We start from the raw sequence: 15,507 nt of genomic DNA, 5'->3' as shown, positions 1-15,507 counted from the left end.
CTTGTGCGTCTGGCTCACTTCGGTGCCATCCGGATAGCGCCGTCGAGGCGGATGGTTTCGCCGTTGAGCATGGCGTTTTCCACGATGTGCGCCACGAGGTTGGCGTACTCGGCCGGGCGGCCAAGCCGGGCGGGGTGCGGTACCTGCTGGCCTAGGGAGAGCTGTGCGTCCTGGGGCAGGCCGGCCAGCATGGGTGTTTCGAAGATGCCCGGTGCAATGGCCACGACACGTACAAGCGAGCGCGCAAATTCACGGGCCAACGGCAACGTCATCGCCGCCACGGCTCCCTTGGACGCCGCATACGCAGGCTGCCCGATCTGGCCGTCGAAGGCTGCCACGGAGGCCGTGTTGATGATGACGCCGCGTTCCTCGCCGCCGAGTTCGGTAGACGCGGGCTCGTTCCGGGCCATCGCGGCGGCAGCCAGGCGGATCACGTTGAAGGTGCCCACGAGGTTGATCTGGATGACCCTGTTGAAGTTCTCGAGCGGCAGCACGCCGTCTTTGCCGAGGACTTTGCCCGGGGTTGCGACGCCGGCGCAGTTGACGAGGATCCGGAGCGGGCCCAGCGCGACGGCAGTGTCGACGGCGGCCTGCACTTGTTCTTCATTGGTGACGTCGGCGGGGACGAACACGGCCCTGCCCTCGGCCCCCGAGGCATTGAGTTCGGCAGCGAGGGACTCGCCCGGAGAAGAATGGAGGTCAAGAAGCACCACCGATGCTCCGGCGTCGAGCAATCGCCTTGCGGTTGCGGCCCCCAAACCCGAAGCCCCGCCGGTTATCAACGCAACTGCGCCCTTGATGTCCATTCATCCTCCTCGATGCAGAACCAAAATCCGTTAATGAATGTTAACTGAATCACTTTGATTGTGCACTGGGGAGGGGCTTGCGGCCAAGCACACGGCGTTAGGCTGTCACCATGTCCGCCCCCGACGCGCAGCAGCGCACCCCCGGAACAACGGATTGGGCCGCGCGAGCCGACCACGCCGCACGCTCGGTGACCCGGTATTTCGGGCGGCGCCTCCTCTTCCTTCCCGGAACCCACCTCGCGGCGCCGATCCGGCCCTCCAGCCGGTTTCCGGGTCAACCGTGGAACTACTGGTGGCAGGCGCACTACGTCGATTGCCTCGTGGACACCGGGTTGCGCGAACTGGCCTCGGGAGCAAGGTTCGACGGCGGTGATCGCCCGAGCGCTGGCCGGTTGGCTTCACGCCTGGTCACCACCATCCGCTTGCGCAATTTCCTTCGCTACGTGAACAGCTATTACGACGACATGGCCTGGCTAGCCCTCGCCACGCTGCGTCTGGACGCCTTGGCCGAGCGGGTGCACAAGCGGGGCCGACGACGCAACGCCCGGTTGCAGAAAAGCCTCTCTACGCAGTTCGAGTCGGCCTCCACAGACGACATGGGCGGCGGCACTTTCTGGAGCACCAAACGCGATTTCAAGAACACCCCGGCCACGGCGCCCGTGGCCTTGCACTTCGCCCGGACAGGCAAGCGGAAGCGGGCCCAAGGGCTCCTGGACTGGCTCAACACCACGCTCTTCGAACCCAGCCGAGGCCTGTACCTCGACGGCGCTTGGATCAAGGAGGGCAAGCTCGCCCTCGCGCAGGAGGTCTACACCTATAACCAGGGCCCTGTGCTCGGCGCCTTGTTGGAGTTGGGTGGAGATGCGAACCTGGCCCGCGCAGCCGCATTGGTGGGCTCGGTGGCCGAGCATCTGACCGTCTCCGGACTGGACGGCCCAGGGAAACTGGTTCTTCGCGGCGAAGGCACCGGCGACGGCGGCCTCTTCACCGGAATCCTCGTCCGTTACCTCGCGCTCGCCGCCGCCGACGCGCGGTTGCCCCGCGTTGCACAGGCGACCGCGAGCCAGCTCGTGCTCGATACCGCGGAGGCTCTGTGGGCGGGACGGACGATGCGCACCGACGCTGCCAACCGGATATCCGGAAACGACGACGACGACGACGACGACGGCTGGCTCGTCTTCTCGACGGAACCACAGCGCCCCGCGGCCGAGACCTACGCGCCGGGCACCGCCGTCGAACTTTCCACCCAGCTGCAGGCGTGGATGGTGCTGGAAGCCGCCGCGCGCGTCCAATAATTGTCGGTGCCGGGGCCTAGTCTGGAGCTGTGAACCCGATCCCGAGCCCGATACCTGTCACCGTGGTCGGTGCGCCGCCGGAATGGTGGCAGATCCTTGGCGCGCTCAGCCCGCTCGCCGTCCTCGTCGCGGCAATCGTTGCGGCGATCGTCGGCCTCCTGTCCCTGCGGCAGAAGGCCCGGGCGGACAACCGGTCCGAATGGTGGCGCCGCGCTCAATGGGCCCTCGACGCGTCCCTGTCCCGCAGCCGCTCCGAGGCCGAAATGGGCCAGAAGGCCATCGAGATTCTGGGCCACAGCGAGCTCGCGTCGCGGGAGGAACTCGCGCTCCTCAAAGTCGGCACTGAGGATGCGCTCCTGGCAGCCGCAACGGCATCCGAAACCCGCGCCGTCGTCTCCTCCCAGCGTCCGGCCTCGGTGGGCGCCGAGGATCGCAAGGTGCAGATCGCCGCTGCCAAGGCCAGGGTCACCCTCGACAAGCGGCTCGGGGAAGACACGCCAGGCTGGATCGTTGCGCTGTCGGCCGGGAAGCCCGAGTAAGTCCCCGGCTATTCTGCTACCACGGGCTTTTTCTTCTGCGGATACGGCGTCTCCTGCCGTGCCAACATCTCGACAAAACCGGCGATCTTCCTAGCCCGGGTTTCCGCCCTCTTCACCGAGTTGGTGCGGTAGATCAGGGCAAAGCGGTTGACCGCCGTCAACGCATCGAACATCGCCTGGGCCTCGGGAACGGCGGCGATCGCGGCCGCGAGATCCTCGGGGACTTCCGCGTCCGCCTGGCCAACGTAGGCAGCTTCCCAACGCCCGTCCGCCTTGGCGCCGTCGACGGCGGCCCATCCGGCCGGGGTCATCTTGCCCTCGGCTTCGAGGCGGGCGATGTGGCCCACGTTCCGTTTGGACCAGGGGCTTTTGGGGCCGCGGCGGGTCATGCGTTGGAAGACGCTTTCGTCGTCGCGCCTTCTGCCTTGGCCGTCGATCCAACCGAAACAAAGCGCCTCATCCAAGGCAGCGGCATAATCCAGTTCCGTCACCTTGCCGCCCTTCTTGTGCAGCACGAGCCAGACGCCAGGGCTATCGGCACCGTTCTTTTCGAGCCAGGACCGCCACTCGGCAGCATCTTTGACGATCAGTTCTTCGAGTTCAACAGCCATGGGCCCATTCTGGTGCCAGCTAGGCTGTGGCGAAAGCCCACTCAGCTGCCGGAGGATCCATGCTGCGCGTCCGCCCCATCCAGTTCACGTCCGACGTCGCCGGCTGGAAGCACCTTCTTGGCGCGCTAGGCCTCGTGTGCGTCGGGGACCACGGCGACTGGGTGGAGTTCGACGCCGGCTCGGGCCGCGTGGCCTTGCACAGTACCTCCGCTGACTCGCCCGACGACGGAACTACAGTATTCGGCGTCGAGGTCGGAGACCTGGCGGAGTTCGCCCGACGCACCGTGGCCGACGGAACGCGCGCCGAACTTGTCGACGCCGATCACGGGCAGGCGGTCCGCGTCACCGCCGAGGACGGCTTCACGTTCCTCGCCGACAAGGCGAGCAGCCGAACGACGAGCCCGGACGCGGACCCGGGGCTCGCCGTCGTCGGGACCTGGCTCACGCCTGATGTGCCCGGGGCCGCGCGGGAATTGGGCAACATCGGCGCGCGGCCGCGGCGGGCGTCTCCGGACTTCGCGGATTTCAGTACGAAGAACGGCGGCATCCTGTTGGTCCTTGAGTCTCCGGAGACAGCCGCGGGAGGCCTCGCTTTCGAGTACGACGGCGACCCCGCAGCCCTTGAGGCCCGGCTCGCGGCCGCCGGACTCAAGGCAGCCCGGGCCGGCTCGGTCCTGTCGGTTGCTGGCCCGCGCGGCGGAACCATCAGTGTGACCCAGGGCCGCTAACCCAACGCCCGCTCACCTCTGCGGGCCCTCGTTACCTTTTTAGCAGCCCTTAACGAGTAAGAATTGGGGTTGTTGGCCTGTCGGTCCCGGCATGATTAAGTCCCCCAGTCATCAATGATCCGGGGGGTGTTGTCACCGGGATTCGATAGGCGCCAGGGGATCGCTAATGGGGACCGGACCAGCGCAATGAAACACCGCGTAGGTCAGCCGTAACGTGGATGCCGAGCCTTGCCGCCGCAGGACATGCCAACACAGATTTGACGGACACAAATTCTGGGAGGTTTGCGTTGATCAAAGACCATGAACTCGTCGACATCTTCATCGGTGTTGACGTCGGCAAGAGCCATCACCACGCGGTCGGCATCGACCGCCAGGGCAAGAAGATCCTCGACCGGGCGCTGCCCCAGGACGAGGCAAAACTGCAAGCCATCATCCGCTCCGTCGCCGGCAACGGACGCGTATTGTTGGTCGTTGACCAGCCCTCCACCATCGGCGCCCTGCCCGTCGCTGTGGCTCAGGCGGAAGGCATCATGGTCGGCTACCTGCCCGGTCTGGCCATGCGGCGCATCGCGGACCTACACCCAGGCGAGGCCAAAACGGACGCCCGAGACGCAGCAATAATTGCCGAAGCCGCCCGGTCCCTGCCGCACACCCTACGCTCCATCGTGGTCGCCGACGAGCAGGCCGCGGAGCTGTCGATGCTGTGCGGTTTTGATGACGATCTGGCCAAGCAGGCCACGGCCACCTCCAACCGGATCCGCGGGCTCCTGACCCAGGTCCACCCTGCCCTGGAACGAGTCATCGGCAAGCACCTGGACCACCCTGCCATGGCCGAACTGCTGATCAAATACCCGACGCCGGAGACGCTGCGCAAAGCCGGCCAGAACCGGGTCACCACCCTCCTGTCCCGCCATGCGCCGCGGGCCGGGAAAGGCTGGGCGGCGGACGTCTTCACCGCGTTGGGAGAGCAGACCGTCGTGGTCGCCGGCACCAACGCCGCAGGCATCGTCCTGCCCCAACTGGCGGCCATGCTCAAGCAGCTGCGCACCGCCCGAGACGAGATCCTCACCCAGGTCGAAGCACTTGTGGAGGCCCACCCTCTTCACACCGTCCTGACCTCCATGCCGGCGGTCGGGGTCAGGACGGAAGCGCGCATCCTCACCGAGATTGCGGGCAAGGAATTCAAGTCCGCCGGACACCTCGCCTCCTACGCCGGACTCGCCCCAGTGACCTGGCGGTCGGGAACCTCGATCCGCGGCGACCACCCGTCCAAGAAGGGCAACAAAAGCCTCAAACGGGCCTTCTTCCTCTCCTCATTCGCGGCGTTGAAGGACCCGCTGTCACGGGCGTACTACGACCGGAAGCGCGCCGAGGGCAAACGCCACAACCAGGCGCTAATCGCCCTCGCCCGGCGCCGCTGCGACGTCCTCTTCGCGATGCTCCGGGACGGCACGCTCTACGACGCGCCGAGCCCCGCGACAGCCTAGAGGCCAGAGGCATCAGCCGGCCGGGCAAACCCCCGCCGGCCATTCATCCCTGCCCCAAAAACGATCCGCCACCATCTCGAAGAAAAACCCGTCCCAATGCTTGACAAAAACATAGGGACACCCCCCAACGCCCGCTCACCTCATCTAAGCGCGGGATCCCATGTTGGCCGCATACGTGAGGGAGCGTCGCTCAATTCGACGACATACGTGAGCGAGCGTCCCGGGTTGGGCTCGACGCAATCCTCGCTGTCTGATTCGTACGGCATGGAACGGCATGGGATGGGGTAGAACTTAACCATGAGTGTTCGTACCCCTGACCCGTACTCCGGCTGGCTTTCCGATGAAGACCTCTTCGAAGCCCGCGGCCGCCTCCCCATGGTTTACGTGGAGGCGGTTCCCGTGCGTCTGGATCCGCTCGGATTCGTCAACGAGGTAGGTACCCTGCTCCAGGGCGACGCCGACGGCACCATGGTCCGTTCCTTCGTGTCCGGCCGCGTGCTGTACCGCGAAACAATCCGCGCCGCGCTGCTGCGGCACATGGAAAAGGACCTAGGCCCGCTGGCATTCCCGCAACTGCCCGTCAGTCCGGTGCCGTTCACGGTGGCCGAATACTTCCCGGCGCCGTCGCAGACCGGTTTCACGGACGACCGCCAACACGCCGTGTCGCTCGTCTACGTCATCCCGGTCACGGGCGAGTGCGAACCGCGCCAGGACGCGCTTGAGCTGACCTGGATGACTCCGCAGGAGATCTTGAGCGACGACGTCCAGCAGGAATTCAGTGGCGGCCGTGGCAATCTGGTGCGCCAGGCTCTGGCTTTCGCCGGCGTCGGACAGTAGCAGCGCTGCGGACAGTAGCGGCGGGCAGTAGCCACCTCCCCGATTTGTCGGGCGGGTTTTATAGACTGTTGGGCGGACCCCAAGAGAACCAAAGGACTTCCGATGACTCACAGCCCGGCCGACCAGCAGTATCGTGAAAAGCAAGCTGGGGCCCTGCAAATCGGGGACCACGTGTTCCTCCCTGGGGATGGTCCCGCGGAGCAAATCACGCACATCGAGATCGAACTCGACGATTTTGGCGTGCCTGCGCTCATCCTGGTGACAACAGCCGACGGCGGGAACGTACGGATCGCGATCGGGTCCAGCGTCCCGGTGGGAGAAGCCGCCGTTCCCGACGACGTCGACGCCGTGGCGGAGGAAGATCCAGCCCCGCTGGAGGAACCGGACCCCGGTGACGCGCCCGACGCCGTTACCTCCGACGGCGGTGACTCACCCGATGAGGGGGTTCCCGCCGTCGTCGTGCCTCCTTTGCCCGCGCTGGCACCGACTGTCAGCCGAGCGGCAGGGCCGGATCCTGCGCAGCTCGCGCTGATCCCCGAACCGACAGGCTCGCCCGAGGACGTCGTGGCCGCCGCTGCGGAAGTACACCCTGGCAGGAACGGCGTGGCGGTGTTGAGCGAACGCCTCGTGAAGGGGATCAACACGAAGTCGGGAAGCTGCTTGCGGGATCTGAGCGACCTGGCCCACGATCTCTTCATCGAGCTGCGGGATCCGGACCACGCCCTCGCGGTGGCCGATATCCTCAACGTGCTCCCCTACGACGGAAACCGCGATCGCTGGATGTCCGTTGAACGTTCCCTTGCACTTTCCAGCTTCATATGCCGTGAACTCGGCCAACCGGAACGCGCGGACGTCTACGACCAGCTCCTTCAAGCTCCGGACACGGTGGAAACCGACCCGTTCAAGGCCAGGATCGCCGCCAAAGTGCGCCAGCGCGCGCTCAACGAACCGAACCTGTACGACAAGGAAATCTTCCGCTCCATCGACAACGGGAACCGCGATGCCGAGCGCGAATGGCGGTTGCTCAGGCTCGAAACCCTGCTGTTCCTCCGCTCACACGGTGGTTCGAACACCATCGGCGTGGGCGAACTCGATCACCGGATCGCGAATGAACTCGAGGCGGTCCGGGCTTAGGCGCTATCGGAGGATTCCGCAAGACCTGTCGCGTTCGCTCCAACGGCGGTAGATTCGGGCCATGACGAACAATCTGAGCGTTGTTGTTAATGCCGACGCGCAGCAAGTTTGGACTTCGCTGCGCGAACCGTCGCTCGTAGCTCAGTGGCACGGCTGGGAGGCCGACGAGCTTGGCGACGAAATCAACCAGATCTACTTCACCGCCAACGTGGTCGAGGGTCCCGACCACACAAGCCTCACCGTGAATGGCGGGGACGTCTTCGAACTCACCCCGGTCAGCGGTGGCACCGAGGTCCGTGTGACCCGGGCCGCCCTGGATCACGATTCCGAATGGGCCGCGTGGGACGAGGACATCACCCAAGGTTGGCTGACGTTCCTCCACCAGCTCCGATTCGCCCTGGAACGCCATCCGCATGGGCACCGGCGTACGCATTTTGTTTCCCTGCCCGGCGGTAGCGGCTCCGGCATCCAGAAGCTCGGCCTGGCCGACGTACCGGCACCTGGCGAGGAATACTCGCTCACGCTTCCCACGGGCGAGTCCCTCACCGGCAGGGTCTGGTTCCGGAGCAACCACCAGGTAGGCCTCACCGTGCACAGTTACGCGGACCACGGGGACGGGCTGTTGATTGTGGCTGACCAGCCGGTGATTCCGGAGAAGAGGCCCGACGGCGGCACTATCGTGATCGCTTCGACCTACGACCTCGGCGCGGCCAGCCTGGAGTCGATCCGTTCCCGTTGGGACGGTTGGAAGGCTGAGAACTACCCCTCAGAGGTGCACTCGCACTGACGATTCTCGCTCCAGGGCTGGCAGACTGTAACGGTGCCAGCCCATTCTTCCATGCCTCATTCCGGGTCCAGCTCCGAGTCCAACCCGTCCGTGCTCAGGGCTGCCCAGCAGTCCTCGTTTTCCTTCGAGGTGGGTGCGCGGCTCAGCGAAACGCGCCCGCCGTCGTCGGGCCTTGTGAACGCCGACGGCGGCAAGCGCGGAGAGTTCCTGGGTAGAACCGGCACTATCACCACACCGCACGGCCAGATCCAGACGCCGGCGTTCATCGCCGTCGGGACCAAAGCCACGGTAAAAGCAGTTCTGCCCGAATCCATGAAGGAGCTCGGCGCGCAGGCTTTGCTGGCCAACGCCTACCACCTGTACCTGCAGCCGGGGCCGGAGATCCTGGACGCGGCCGGAGGGCTCGGTGCGTTCATGAACTGGGACGGACCCACGTTCACGGACTCGGGCGGATTCCAGGTGATGAGCCTCGGTTCGGGATTCAAGAAGGTCATCGACATGACCTCCGTTGACGCGTCCGGTCCTGACGACGCCGTGGCCCCGGGCAAGGAGCGGCTGGCGCATGTGGACGAGGACGGCGTCTGGTTCAAGTCGCACTTGAACGGGGACCGGCACCGATTCTCGCCGGAAATCTCCATGCGGGTGCAGCACCAGATCGGCGCCGACATCATGTTCGCCTTCGACGAGCTGACCACACTGCAGAACTCCCGGGGCTACCAGGAGGAATCCCTGGAGCGCACGCGACGCTGGGCCGAGCGCTGCGTGGTGGAGCATGAGCGGCTGACAGCTTCACGGGTGGGCAAGCCGTACCAAGCCCTGTTCGGCGTCATCCAGGGGGCGCAGTACGAGGATCTTCGTCGCAAAGCCTGCCGGGACCTTGGCGGCATGCCGTTTGACGGTTTCGGCATCGGCGGCGCCTTGGAGAAGGAGAACCTCGGCACCATCGTGCGTTGGTGCAACGAAGAACTTCCCGAGAACAAGCCCCGCCACCTCCTGGGGATCTCCGAGCCCGACGACATCTTCACGGCCATCGAAAACGGCGCCGACACCTTTGATTGCGTCTCCCCCACCCGGGTGGCCCGCAACTCGGCCTTTTACACTCCTACCGGCCGGTACAACCTGTCCGGAGCACGCTACAAATCGGATTTCGGCCCCTTGCAGGACGGTTGCGATTGCTACACCTGTGCCAACTATTCGCGCGCATACATCCACCACTTGTACAAGGCCCATGAGATGGTCTCGGCCACGCTCATCTCCATCCACAACGAGCGCTTCGTGGTGAAGATGGTGGACGACGCCCGCCTCGCCATCGAATCCGGGGACTTCTTCGAGTTCAAGGCCGAGACCTTGGGGCGGTACTACTCGTAGCCCTCCCCGTCGCTTCCCGTCGGGGAGCCCCCTCAGGGACGGTCCGCCGTCGTCACGCCGATCACCAGGAGCACCACATTGAGCACGACGGCCGGCGTCACCAGCAGTTCCGGGGCGTTGAAGAGCATGCCCAGGGCCAAAGGTGCCAGGGCGAAGAGGCACAACACGTAGCCTCGGATCCTGGTTCCGAGCATGGCCGGTCCGCTGCGTCCAAGCTGCATCAGGTACACCAGTTTGGTCAGGTCTTCCTGCTGGCGGAAGGCCCGTCGCAGCATCCCCGCTCCCAAACCGCCGCCTGCCGCCGCGCCCAGGACAAGGAGCTCCACCCGGAAGCCGCCGGCCAGCACGAAGAATCCGGCAGCCGCCGTCGTCCACACCCCCATCAGCATGACCGGCAGCGCGACGTGGACCCAGCGCGAGGCTGTCCTGGAAATCGGCAGGAGTGCGTCGAGGCTGGGGGCCATGCGCAACTGCCAAAGGGGCCCGGCCGCCGCTGTGGACGAGAAGATCGCCGCGGCGAGCAGCACGGGAAGCAGGATGATGGGCGAATCGAACGTCCGAACCAGCCCGGTCAGGGGAACGACTGCGAGACCCAGGCCCCAGCGCCACAGCCGGCCGGGCTGACGGGCGAGTACGGTTGCCTCCGCGTGGAAGAGCGCGCCCGCTGCGGTGCGGGGCGTGCCCGGGAGCTTGACCCGGCTTCGCTTGCCGCCGCTGGAAAGAGAGGCACTGAGCTCCCCGGTGTCCATGAGCGTCAGCGCAGCCTGGACATGTCCCCTCGCGGACCCGGCCTTGAGCAGCGAGGTCGTGCGGACGCTGGAGAGCTTGTTCCGCATGCCGAGCGCCGAGGCGACCAAGGCGACAGCAGGGGCGACGGCAAAGATCCAGCTGCCGTGAAGCGTCCCGAACAGCATCGCGCCGAGTGCCGCCGAAGCCGCTCCCAACAGCCAGCTCATCGGTCTACCTTGCCCAGCCACCGCCCGTGTACGTGTCTGGGCGAACGCAGCCAGCGCGAGAATAGCCGCGCCGGTGAGCGCCCCTGCCAGGACGCGCCCGGCAAACACCACTGCATCCGAACCACTGATGACCGCGACAGGAATGGTGGTCAGGGCCCCGACGACGGCGGCAGCCCCGACTGCCCGGCGCAAGGACCGGGCCAGGAGGGGTTCGCGGTTGATGGCCAGCGAGTACCACCAGTGCCGCTGATTCGCCGTGATGGCCAGTGGCCCGAGCCTGCCCGCCACCCAATAGGCGGCGAGGCCCAAGAGCCCAAACCCGGCCACTAGACCGTATTCGACAGGAACCACGCCGTAGCTGGTCGAAATCAGGTGGCCGCCGAACCCATGCTCCGCTGCGGCAGTGAGCCCGTTGAGGAGGCCGATGGCGTAGATCAAGCCGACGCCGAACGTCAGGAATTGGATGTACAGCTCGTTGAGCCTGGAAAGCAACGACTGGCCGCGCGGACGAATGACCTTGCGGGTAGCTCTCTCGGGGTCGAAGGCGACGAACTGCGGCTGCTCTACGGCAGCAGTGGACATGCTCACCGGCGAATCCTCGCCACGGCGTCGTCGGTACTCACCAAGCGCGCACCGCCGTCGTCGACTATTACCGCCCGGGTACACGCCGCTTGGGCGACGTCCGCATCGTGCGTGACCATCACGACGGCGGCACTCTTCTTGGCAGTCTTGGCGATCCGCTGCGCAAGCAGGCCGCGCATGCGGGTATCGAGCCGCTGCTCCGGTTCGTCCAGGACCAGCAGTTCGAAGGGCCGGATGAACGCCGAGGCCAGGAGGAGCTTGCGGCGCTGTCCCGAGGAAAGTTGATCGGGAAAGGCGTCCGCCACGGTTTGAAGCTCGAAGAAGCCGATCTCGTCCTCCACAGCAGCATCCGGGTTGGCGAGTCCATGGCCGCGGGCCACCAAGGAGAGGTGCTCGCGGACCGTGAGCGAATCAAAGTAGGCATCCTCGTCCAGCAGCACCGAAACCTTGCTGCGAAAAAGGGCCGAACGGTCGTCCGGCATCAAGCCAAGCACGTGCGCCTCGCCCTCAATGGCGGCCTGTGCGCCGATCATCGTGCGGAGCAGTGTGGACTTGCCGGCACCGTTTTCGCCCACCATCCCAAGCACCTGCCCGGGGAAAACCTCGACGTCGAGCGGCCCGCACACTGCGTGCTCTCCATAGCCTGCAACAAGATTCTCGGCCGTCAGCACGGCTTTTCCCAGCTTCATCCTCTGAAACTACCGGATTTCCCTGCGGTTCCCCTGAGCCGACAACGCCCGCTCACATATAGCGCGTCCCGGACCAACGCCCGCTCACATATATCGCGTCCCGGACCAACGCCCGCTCAGGCCCAGTAGCTGGGCTCGCGCTTCTTGATCCAGCCAATGACCAAGGACGTCACGGGAACAAGGATGTATTGGACACCGACCTTGTATACAAAGCCCACCAGCACGTAATTGACGAAGCTTCCGAAGTCCGTAATGCCGATGACCGAGGCCGCGATGCTGCAGAAGATGAGCGTGTCCACGAATTCCCCCACCCCGGATGAACCCATGAGCCGAGCCCAGAGAGTTCTCTCACCCGAACGGGCTTTCATCTTGACCAGGATCAGGGAGTTGATGGTCTGGCCGGCCAGGAATGCTAGAAGCGAAGCCAGGACGATCTGAGGAACCGGCCCCAGCGCTCCTTCAATGGCAGCCTGCTTGGCGTTGCCGTAATCGTCGTTGAAGCCAGGCAGCGCGATGATGATCCAGTAGCAGAGCGATGCGAATGCTGACAGTGCAAACGAGGTAATGATTGCTTTGCGGGCAACCTTGAATCCATAGATCTCACTCATCACGTCGCCAAGAATGTAGGCAAGCGGGAAGAGGAAAAATCCGCCATCAGTGATGATCGGGCCGAAGACGACCCCCTTAGCAGCGCCGATGTTGGACAGGATCAGCACGACGGCCATGCATGCCAGCATGATGCCGAAGTATGGGGAGCCTATTGACGCGAAGCGCGGCGCGGGTTTACTCAGGGTCTGGGATTCTGATGCTGACGTCATCGCTTGTCCGTTCGTAGTGGTTCGCGCAGGCGGCCGGAGTTGGCACGGCGCCCCGCTGTATTAGCACTGGTGGTGGACCCGCCAGCAAAACCGCGGAGCCTCCCCTATTCTCGCATCGAGGAATCGAGAATTGTCCGGAAACTCACCACCGCCCACAACCCTCCATCAGATCAAGTGAGCGAGCGTCCCGCCAAAACCCGATGTAAGTGAGCGAGCCCCTCATCGTCAAGCTGGTTGTGAGTCATTCATTACCTGTTGATTGAAGGAGCCGGCGATGGCCGTTGATAGCAAGGGTTTTACGCGTGAAGAGATCCGTGAGTTCATGCATGAGTACTATTTGCAGCCGCACGGGACGAGGAAGGTGTGGCTGGCCTCGACGTCGGTTTCGGAATGGACGTTCCGCAGGTGGCGCAAGATGATGGTCCAGGGCGATATCGACCGTGGCCTGATTCCGCGGGAGCATGGAGGCATGGTCCCAACGAATCGTGAGCTCTCCGCGTTTGAAAAAGCACGCGCGAAGGAAATGGCTGCCCACCGTGCCGAAGTCGAAAAACTCCAGAAGCGGGTGCAGGAGCTGGAGGATACGAATTCCGCGCTGGGAAAAGCTATCGGGCTCTTGCACGAGTTGAGCGTGCCCGAGCCCGATACAACCCCGACGAGCGCTCAGAAGGATTCATAGCGGCCGAGAACAGTCTGGTCTTGGCGCTGCATGTGATCACCGGCTCCCAGCGGACAGCGCTCGTGCTTGCGGGCGTGTCGCGCGGGACCTGGCATTACCGGTTCAATCCCCGTCCTGCGGTGCAGGACCCGATCCACCAGAGCGACCGGGCCTACGAATCCCGGATCAGCACCGCACATCAGGACCGGATCCTGGGGCTCATCCTGGCCGGCTGGGAGAAGGGCAACTCCGTTGACCATTCCTTCGCCACGGCCTGGGACAACGGCGTGCTGCTCGCCTCCAACCGCACCTGGTGGCGGATCGCGGCAGAGTACGAGGACCAGCAGGCCCGCCCAACCATCCCGCGCAAGCGTGGGGGCACGCGTGGTTCTCTTGAGAAGCCGGTGCTCAAGGCCTCCGGACCCTGCCAGGTCTGGTCCTGGGACATCACCGACGTCTATTCCAAGTGGCAGGGGAAGGTTTTCAAGGTGTACTCCATCATGGACATCTTCTCCCGGCAGATCGTCGGCTGGCGGGTGGAGGAACGCGAGTCCGACCACCTCGCCGCGGACATGTTCAAGACGGCCATCGCCCGGCACGGCGCCCCGGACACCGTGCATGCCGATTCAGGCCCGGCCATGAGATCAAACCTGCTCCGTGAGACCCTCACCGCCCACGGCGTGGAACTCAGCCATAACCGCCCGTACGTCTCCAACGACAATCCCTTCTCGGAGTCAGGGTTTCGAACGATGAAATACCGGCCCGGCTACCCCCGGACCTTTGACGATCTCAAGGCTGCCAGGGAGTACCTCACCGGCTACGTGCATTGGTACAGCACCGATCACAAACACTCCGGCATCGCGCTGTTCACACCATCACAAGTCCACGACGGCTCGTGGAAAGAACTCTGGAACAAGCGAGACAAAGTCCACCAGGACTACTACGAACTACACCCGGGAAGATTCCGCCAACGACCCAGCACACCGGCCCCCGCCACACACGCCGGGATCAACCTCCCCCAGACCAAAACACCCCAAAAACCAGCCCAGTGACTCCACACAGCTTGACAACTTTCGAGCGACCCGCCAAAACCCGATGTAAGTGAGCGAGCGACCCGCCAAAACCCGATGTAAGTGAGCGAGCGTCGGAGTGGCGTCGCTTCGATGCCCTCTGGCAGGGCGGCGCGGGGTAGTGCAAGCTTGGTCCAGAACCGGCGGGACACGAAACGGATCAGGGGAAGCACATGGTGGAGCACTTTGACACGGTGGACGAATACATCGCGTCGCGCCCTGACGAGGTGCAAACCATCCTTCAGGAGATCCGGCGACGGGCCTTGGCAGCAGTGCCTGGAGCGGAGGACAGGATCAGTTACGGTATCCCCACCATCACGCTCGACGGCCATTACGTGGTGTACTTCGCGGCGTGGAAGCACCATATTTCCGTCTATCCAGTGCCCGACGGCGGCGAGGACTTCAAGCGCGAAATCGCCCCTTTCCGGGCGGCGAAAGGCACCTTGAAATTCCCCTTGGGCAAGCCGATGCCGTATGAGCTCATCGAAAAAGTGGCGACCCTGCTGGCTGAGCGCGGGCGGCAACGGAACGGCTACTGACAACCAGGCAGCGCGGGGGTACGGTACAGCCATGCGCCGCGATGAGCTTGAGCACGCCATCCGGGCCGCCACGGATATCATCCACGGCGACCGGGTGATCGTGATCGGCAGCCAGTCAATTCTGGGATCGTTCACGGAGGACCAGTTGCCTGCGTCGATCACCATGTCGGATGCCGTCGACATCGCCCCGTTTTCCGACGACGACGCCGGCACGCTTGCGGACAGCACCGACTCCGCCCTTGGTGAGTGGTCACCCTTCCACAAGGAGTTCGGGTTCTACGTCCAGGCTGCCGAAAGGGAGACTGCCGTGCTCCCGGAGGACTGGGAGTACCGCCTTGTTGGTGTGCGCAATGAGCAGACCCGCAACAGCACCGGGCTTTGCCTGGATCCCTACGATCTCTGCGCGGCGAAGCTCATTGCGGCACGCCCCAAAGACCACGCGTTCGTTCTGGCACTTATCGAGTCATCCCTCGTCGACCGCGTCCGGCTCGTGGACAGAATCAGGCTGATCGACCCGTCCGAGCCTCGCCGCGATGCGGCCCTGTCCTGGGCCATGTCCGTCTGACCCTGTCCGGGCCCAGGCCCGTGCCCAAACCCGTCCCA

Annotated in this window: 17 protein-coding genes; 12 read left to right on the top strand and 5 right to left on the bottom strand. The window is 64.7% G+C overall.

The window, feature by feature from the left end:
* Positions 1 to 14: 14 nt before the first annotated feature.
* Entirely contained in the window at positions 15 to 806 is a 792-nt protein-coding gene (locus OIT41_RS02095; protein ID WP_241710690.1) for a 3-hydroxyacyl-CoA dehydrogenase, read from the bottom strand.
* A 110-nt stretch (positions 807 to 916) separates the two neighbouring features.
* Here OIT41_RS02095 and OIT41_RS02090 point away from each other — a divergent pair, with 110 nt between their 5' ends.
* Both OIT41_RS02090 and OIT41_RS02085 read left to right on the top strand, forming a co-directional pair.
* A complete protein-coding gene (locus OIT41_RS02090) occupies positions 917 to 2,101 on the top strand; it encodes a glycoside hydrolase family 76 protein (RefSeq protein ID WP_264637311.1) in 1,185 nt (394 codons plus the stop codon).
* Between the two features lie 29 nt (positions 2,102 to 2,130).
* Positions 2,131 to 2,640, top strand: a complete 510-nt coding sequence (locus OIT41_RS02085) for a hypothetical protein (protein ID WP_264637310.1) — start codon at positions 2,131 to 2,133, stop codon at positions 2,638 to 2,640.
* 8 nt (positions 2,641 to 2,648) lie between these two features.
* Here the strand turns inward: OIT41_RS02085 and OIT41_RS02080 are convergent, their stop codons facing one another.
* Positions 2,649 to 3,251, bottom strand: a complete 603-nt coding sequence (locus OIT41_RS02080) for a YdeI/OmpD-associated family protein (RefSeq protein ID WP_241710693.1) — start codon at positions 3,249 to 3,251, stop codon at positions 2,649 to 2,651.
* Positions 3,252 to 3,310: 59 nt separating this feature from the next.
* Here OIT41_RS02080 and OIT41_RS02075 point away from each other — a divergent pair, with 59 nt between their 5' ends.
* From OIT41_RS02075 to tgt, 6 genes are all read left to right on the top strand, one after another.
* A complete protein-coding gene (locus OIT41_RS02075; protein WP_264637309.1) occupies positions 3,311 to 3,979 on the top strand; it encodes a VOC family protein in 669 nt (222 codons plus the stop codon).
* Between the two features lie 218 nt (positions 3,980 to 4,197).
* Positions 4,198 to 5,466, top strand: a complete 1,269-nt coding sequence (locus OIT41_RS02070; RefSeq protein ID WP_413542300.1) for an IS110 family transposase — start codon at positions 4,198 to 4,200, stop codon at positions 5,464 to 5,466.
* 297 nt (positions 5,467 to 5,763) lie between these two features.
* On the top strand, positions 5,764 to 6,303 hold the full coding sequence (locus OIT41_RS02065) for an NUDIX hydrolase family protein (RefSeq protein WP_059388553.1): 540 nt from the start codon (positions 5,764 to 5,766) through the stop codon (positions 6,301 to 6,303).
* Between the two features lie 102 nt (positions 6,304 to 6,405).
* Positions 6,406 to 7,437, top strand: a complete 1,032-nt coding sequence (locus OIT41_RS02060) for a DUF6707 family protein (RefSeq protein ID WP_241710695.1) — start codon at positions 6,406 to 6,408, stop codon at positions 7,435 to 7,437.
* Positions 7,438 to 7,498: 61 nt separating this feature from the next.
* Entirely contained in the window at positions 7,499 to 8,224 is a 726-nt protein-coding gene (locus OIT41_RS02055) for an SRPBCC family protein (protein WP_241710696.1), read from the top strand.
* Positions 8,225 to 8,275: 51 nt separating this feature from the next.
* A complete protein-coding gene (gene tgt / locus OIT41_RS02050) occupies positions 8,276 to 9,592 on the top strand; it encodes a tRNA guanosine(34) transglycosylase Tgt (RefSeq protein ID WP_264637914.1) in 1,317 nt (438 codons plus the stop codon).
* 32 nt (positions 9,593 to 9,624) lie between these two features.
* Here tgt and OIT41_RS02045 read toward each other — a convergent pair whose 3' ends face one another.
* From OIT41_RS02045 to OIT41_RS02035, 3 genes are all read right to left on the bottom strand, one after another.
* Entirely contained in the window at positions 9,625 to 11,130 is a 1,506-nt protein-coding gene (locus OIT41_RS02045) for a DUF6297 family protein (protein WP_264637913.1), read from the bottom strand.
* Between the two features lie 2 nt (positions 11,131 to 11,132).
* Positions 11,133 to 11,819: an ABC transporter ATP-binding protein gene (locus OIT41_RS02040; RefSeq protein WP_264637307.1), complete on the bottom strand. Its 687-nt coding sequence runs from the start codon at positions 11,817 to 11,819 to the stop codon at positions 11,133 to 11,135.
* A gap of 116 nt (positions 11,820 to 11,935) precedes the next feature.
* Complete coding sequence (locus OIT41_RS02035; RefSeq protein WP_078106703.1) at positions 11,936 to 12,637, bottom strand: queuosine precursor transporter; 702 nt, start codon at positions 12,635 to 12,637, stop codon at positions 11,936 to 11,938.
* Positions 12,638 to 12,911: 274 nt separating this feature from the next.
* On the opposite strand from OIT41_RS02035, the gene OIT41_RS02030 reads away from it, so the two are divergent.
* The 4 genes from OIT41_RS02030 (at position 12,912) to OIT41_RS02015 (ending at position 15,469) form a co-directional block, all read left to right on the top strand.
* Complete coding sequence (locus OIT41_RS02030) at positions 12,912 to 13,316, top strand: hypothetical protein (protein WP_264637180.1); 405 nt, start codon at positions 12,912 to 12,914, stop codon at positions 13,314 to 13,316.
* A gap of 20 nt (positions 13,317 to 13,336) precedes the next feature.
* Positions 13,337 to 14,347 carry a DDE-type integrase/transposase/recombinase gene (locus tag OIT41_RS02025; protein WP_241711093.1) on the top strand — a complete coding sequence of 337 codons (1,011 nt, stop codon included), beginning with the start codon at positions 13,337 to 13,339 and terminating at the stop codon, positions 14,345 to 14,347.
* Between the two features lie 191 nt (positions 14,348 to 14,538).
* The gene (locus OIT41_RS02020; protein WP_241711077.1) at positions 14,539 to 14,904 is read left to right on the top strand and encodes an iron chaperone; all 366 of its coding nucleotides are present in this window, start codon (positions 14,539 to 14,541) and stop codon (positions 14,902 to 14,904) included.
* 31 nt (positions 14,905 to 14,935) lie between these two features.
* The gene (locus tag OIT41_RS02015) at positions 14,936 to 15,469 is read left to right on the top strand and encodes a DUF6036 family nucleotidyltransferase (RefSeq protein WP_264637306.1); all 534 of its coding nucleotides are present in this window, start codon (positions 14,936 to 14,938) and stop codon (positions 15,467 to 15,469) included.
* Positions 15,470 to 15,507: the final 38 nt, after the last annotated feature.

The sequence above is a fragment of the Arthrobacter sp. YA7-1 genome, from assembly GCF_025960325.1.
Taxonomy (GTDB): domain Bacteria; phylum Actinomycetota; class Actinomycetes; order Actinomycetales; family Micrococcaceae; genus Arthrobacter; species Arthrobacter bambusae_A.
The sequence above is the reverse complement of the archived record's forward strand: the minus strand, read 5'-3'. Positions and strand labels throughout refer to the sequence as shown.

Coding starts and splice junctions, on each gene's coding strand:
- OIT41_RS02095 (WP_241710690.1), bottom strand. CDS start 806: ATGGACATCAAGGGCGCAGTTGCGTTGATAACCGGCGGGGCTTCGGGT.
- OIT41_RS02090 (WP_264637311.1), top strand. CDS start 917: ATGTCCGCCCCCGACGCGCAGCAGCGCACCCCCGGAACAACGGATTGG.
- OIT41_RS02080 (WP_241710693.1), bottom strand. CDS start 3,251: ATGGCTGTTGAACTCGAAGAACTGATCGTCAAAGATGCTGCCGAGTGG.
- OIT41_RS02075 (WP_264637309.1), top strand. CDS start 3,311: ATGCTGCGCGTCCGCCCCATCCAGTTCACGTCCGACGTCGCCGGCTGG.
- OIT41_RS02070 (WP_413542300.1), top strand. CDS start 4,198: ATGCCGAGCCTTGCCGCCGCAGGACATGCCAACACAGATTTGACGGAC.
- OIT41_RS02065 (WP_059388553.1), top strand. CDS start 5,764: ATGAGTGTTCGTACCCCTGACCCGTACTCCGGCTGGCTTTCCGATGAA.
- OIT41_RS02060 (WP_241710695.1), top strand. CDS start 6,406: ATGACTCACAGCCCGGCCGACCAGCAGTATCGTGAAAAGCAAGCTGGG.
- OIT41_RS02055 (WP_241710696.1), top strand. CDS start 7,499: ATGACGAACAATCTGAGCGTTGTTGTTAATGCCGACGCGCAGCAAGTT.
- tgt (WP_264637914.1), top strand. CDS start 8,276: ATGCCTCATTCCGGGTCCAGCTCCGAGTCCAACCCGTCCGTGCTCAGG.
- OIT41_RS02045 (WP_264637913.1), bottom strand. CDS start 11,130: ATGTCCACTGCTGCCGTAGAGCAGCCGCAGTTCGTCGCCTTCGACCCC.
- OIT41_RS02040 (WP_264637307.1), bottom strand. CDS start 11,819: ATGAAGCTGGGAAAAGCCGTGCTGACGGCCGAGAATCTTGTTGCAGGC.
- OIT41_RS02035 (WP_078106703.1), bottom strand. CDS start 12,637: ATGACGTCAGCATCAGAATCCCAGACCCTGAGTAAACCCGCGCCGCGC.
- OIT41_RS02030 (WP_264637180.1), top strand. CDS start 12,912: ATGGCCGTTGATAGCAAGGGTTTTACGCGTGAAGAGATCCGTGAGTTC.
- OIT41_RS02020 (WP_241711077.1), top strand. CDS start 14,539: ATGGTGGAGCACTTTGACACGGTGGACGAATACATCGCGTCGCGCCCT.
- OIT41_RS02015 (WP_264637306.1), top strand. CDS start 14,936: ATGCGCCGCGATGAGCTTGAGCACGCCATCCGGGCCGCCACGGATATC.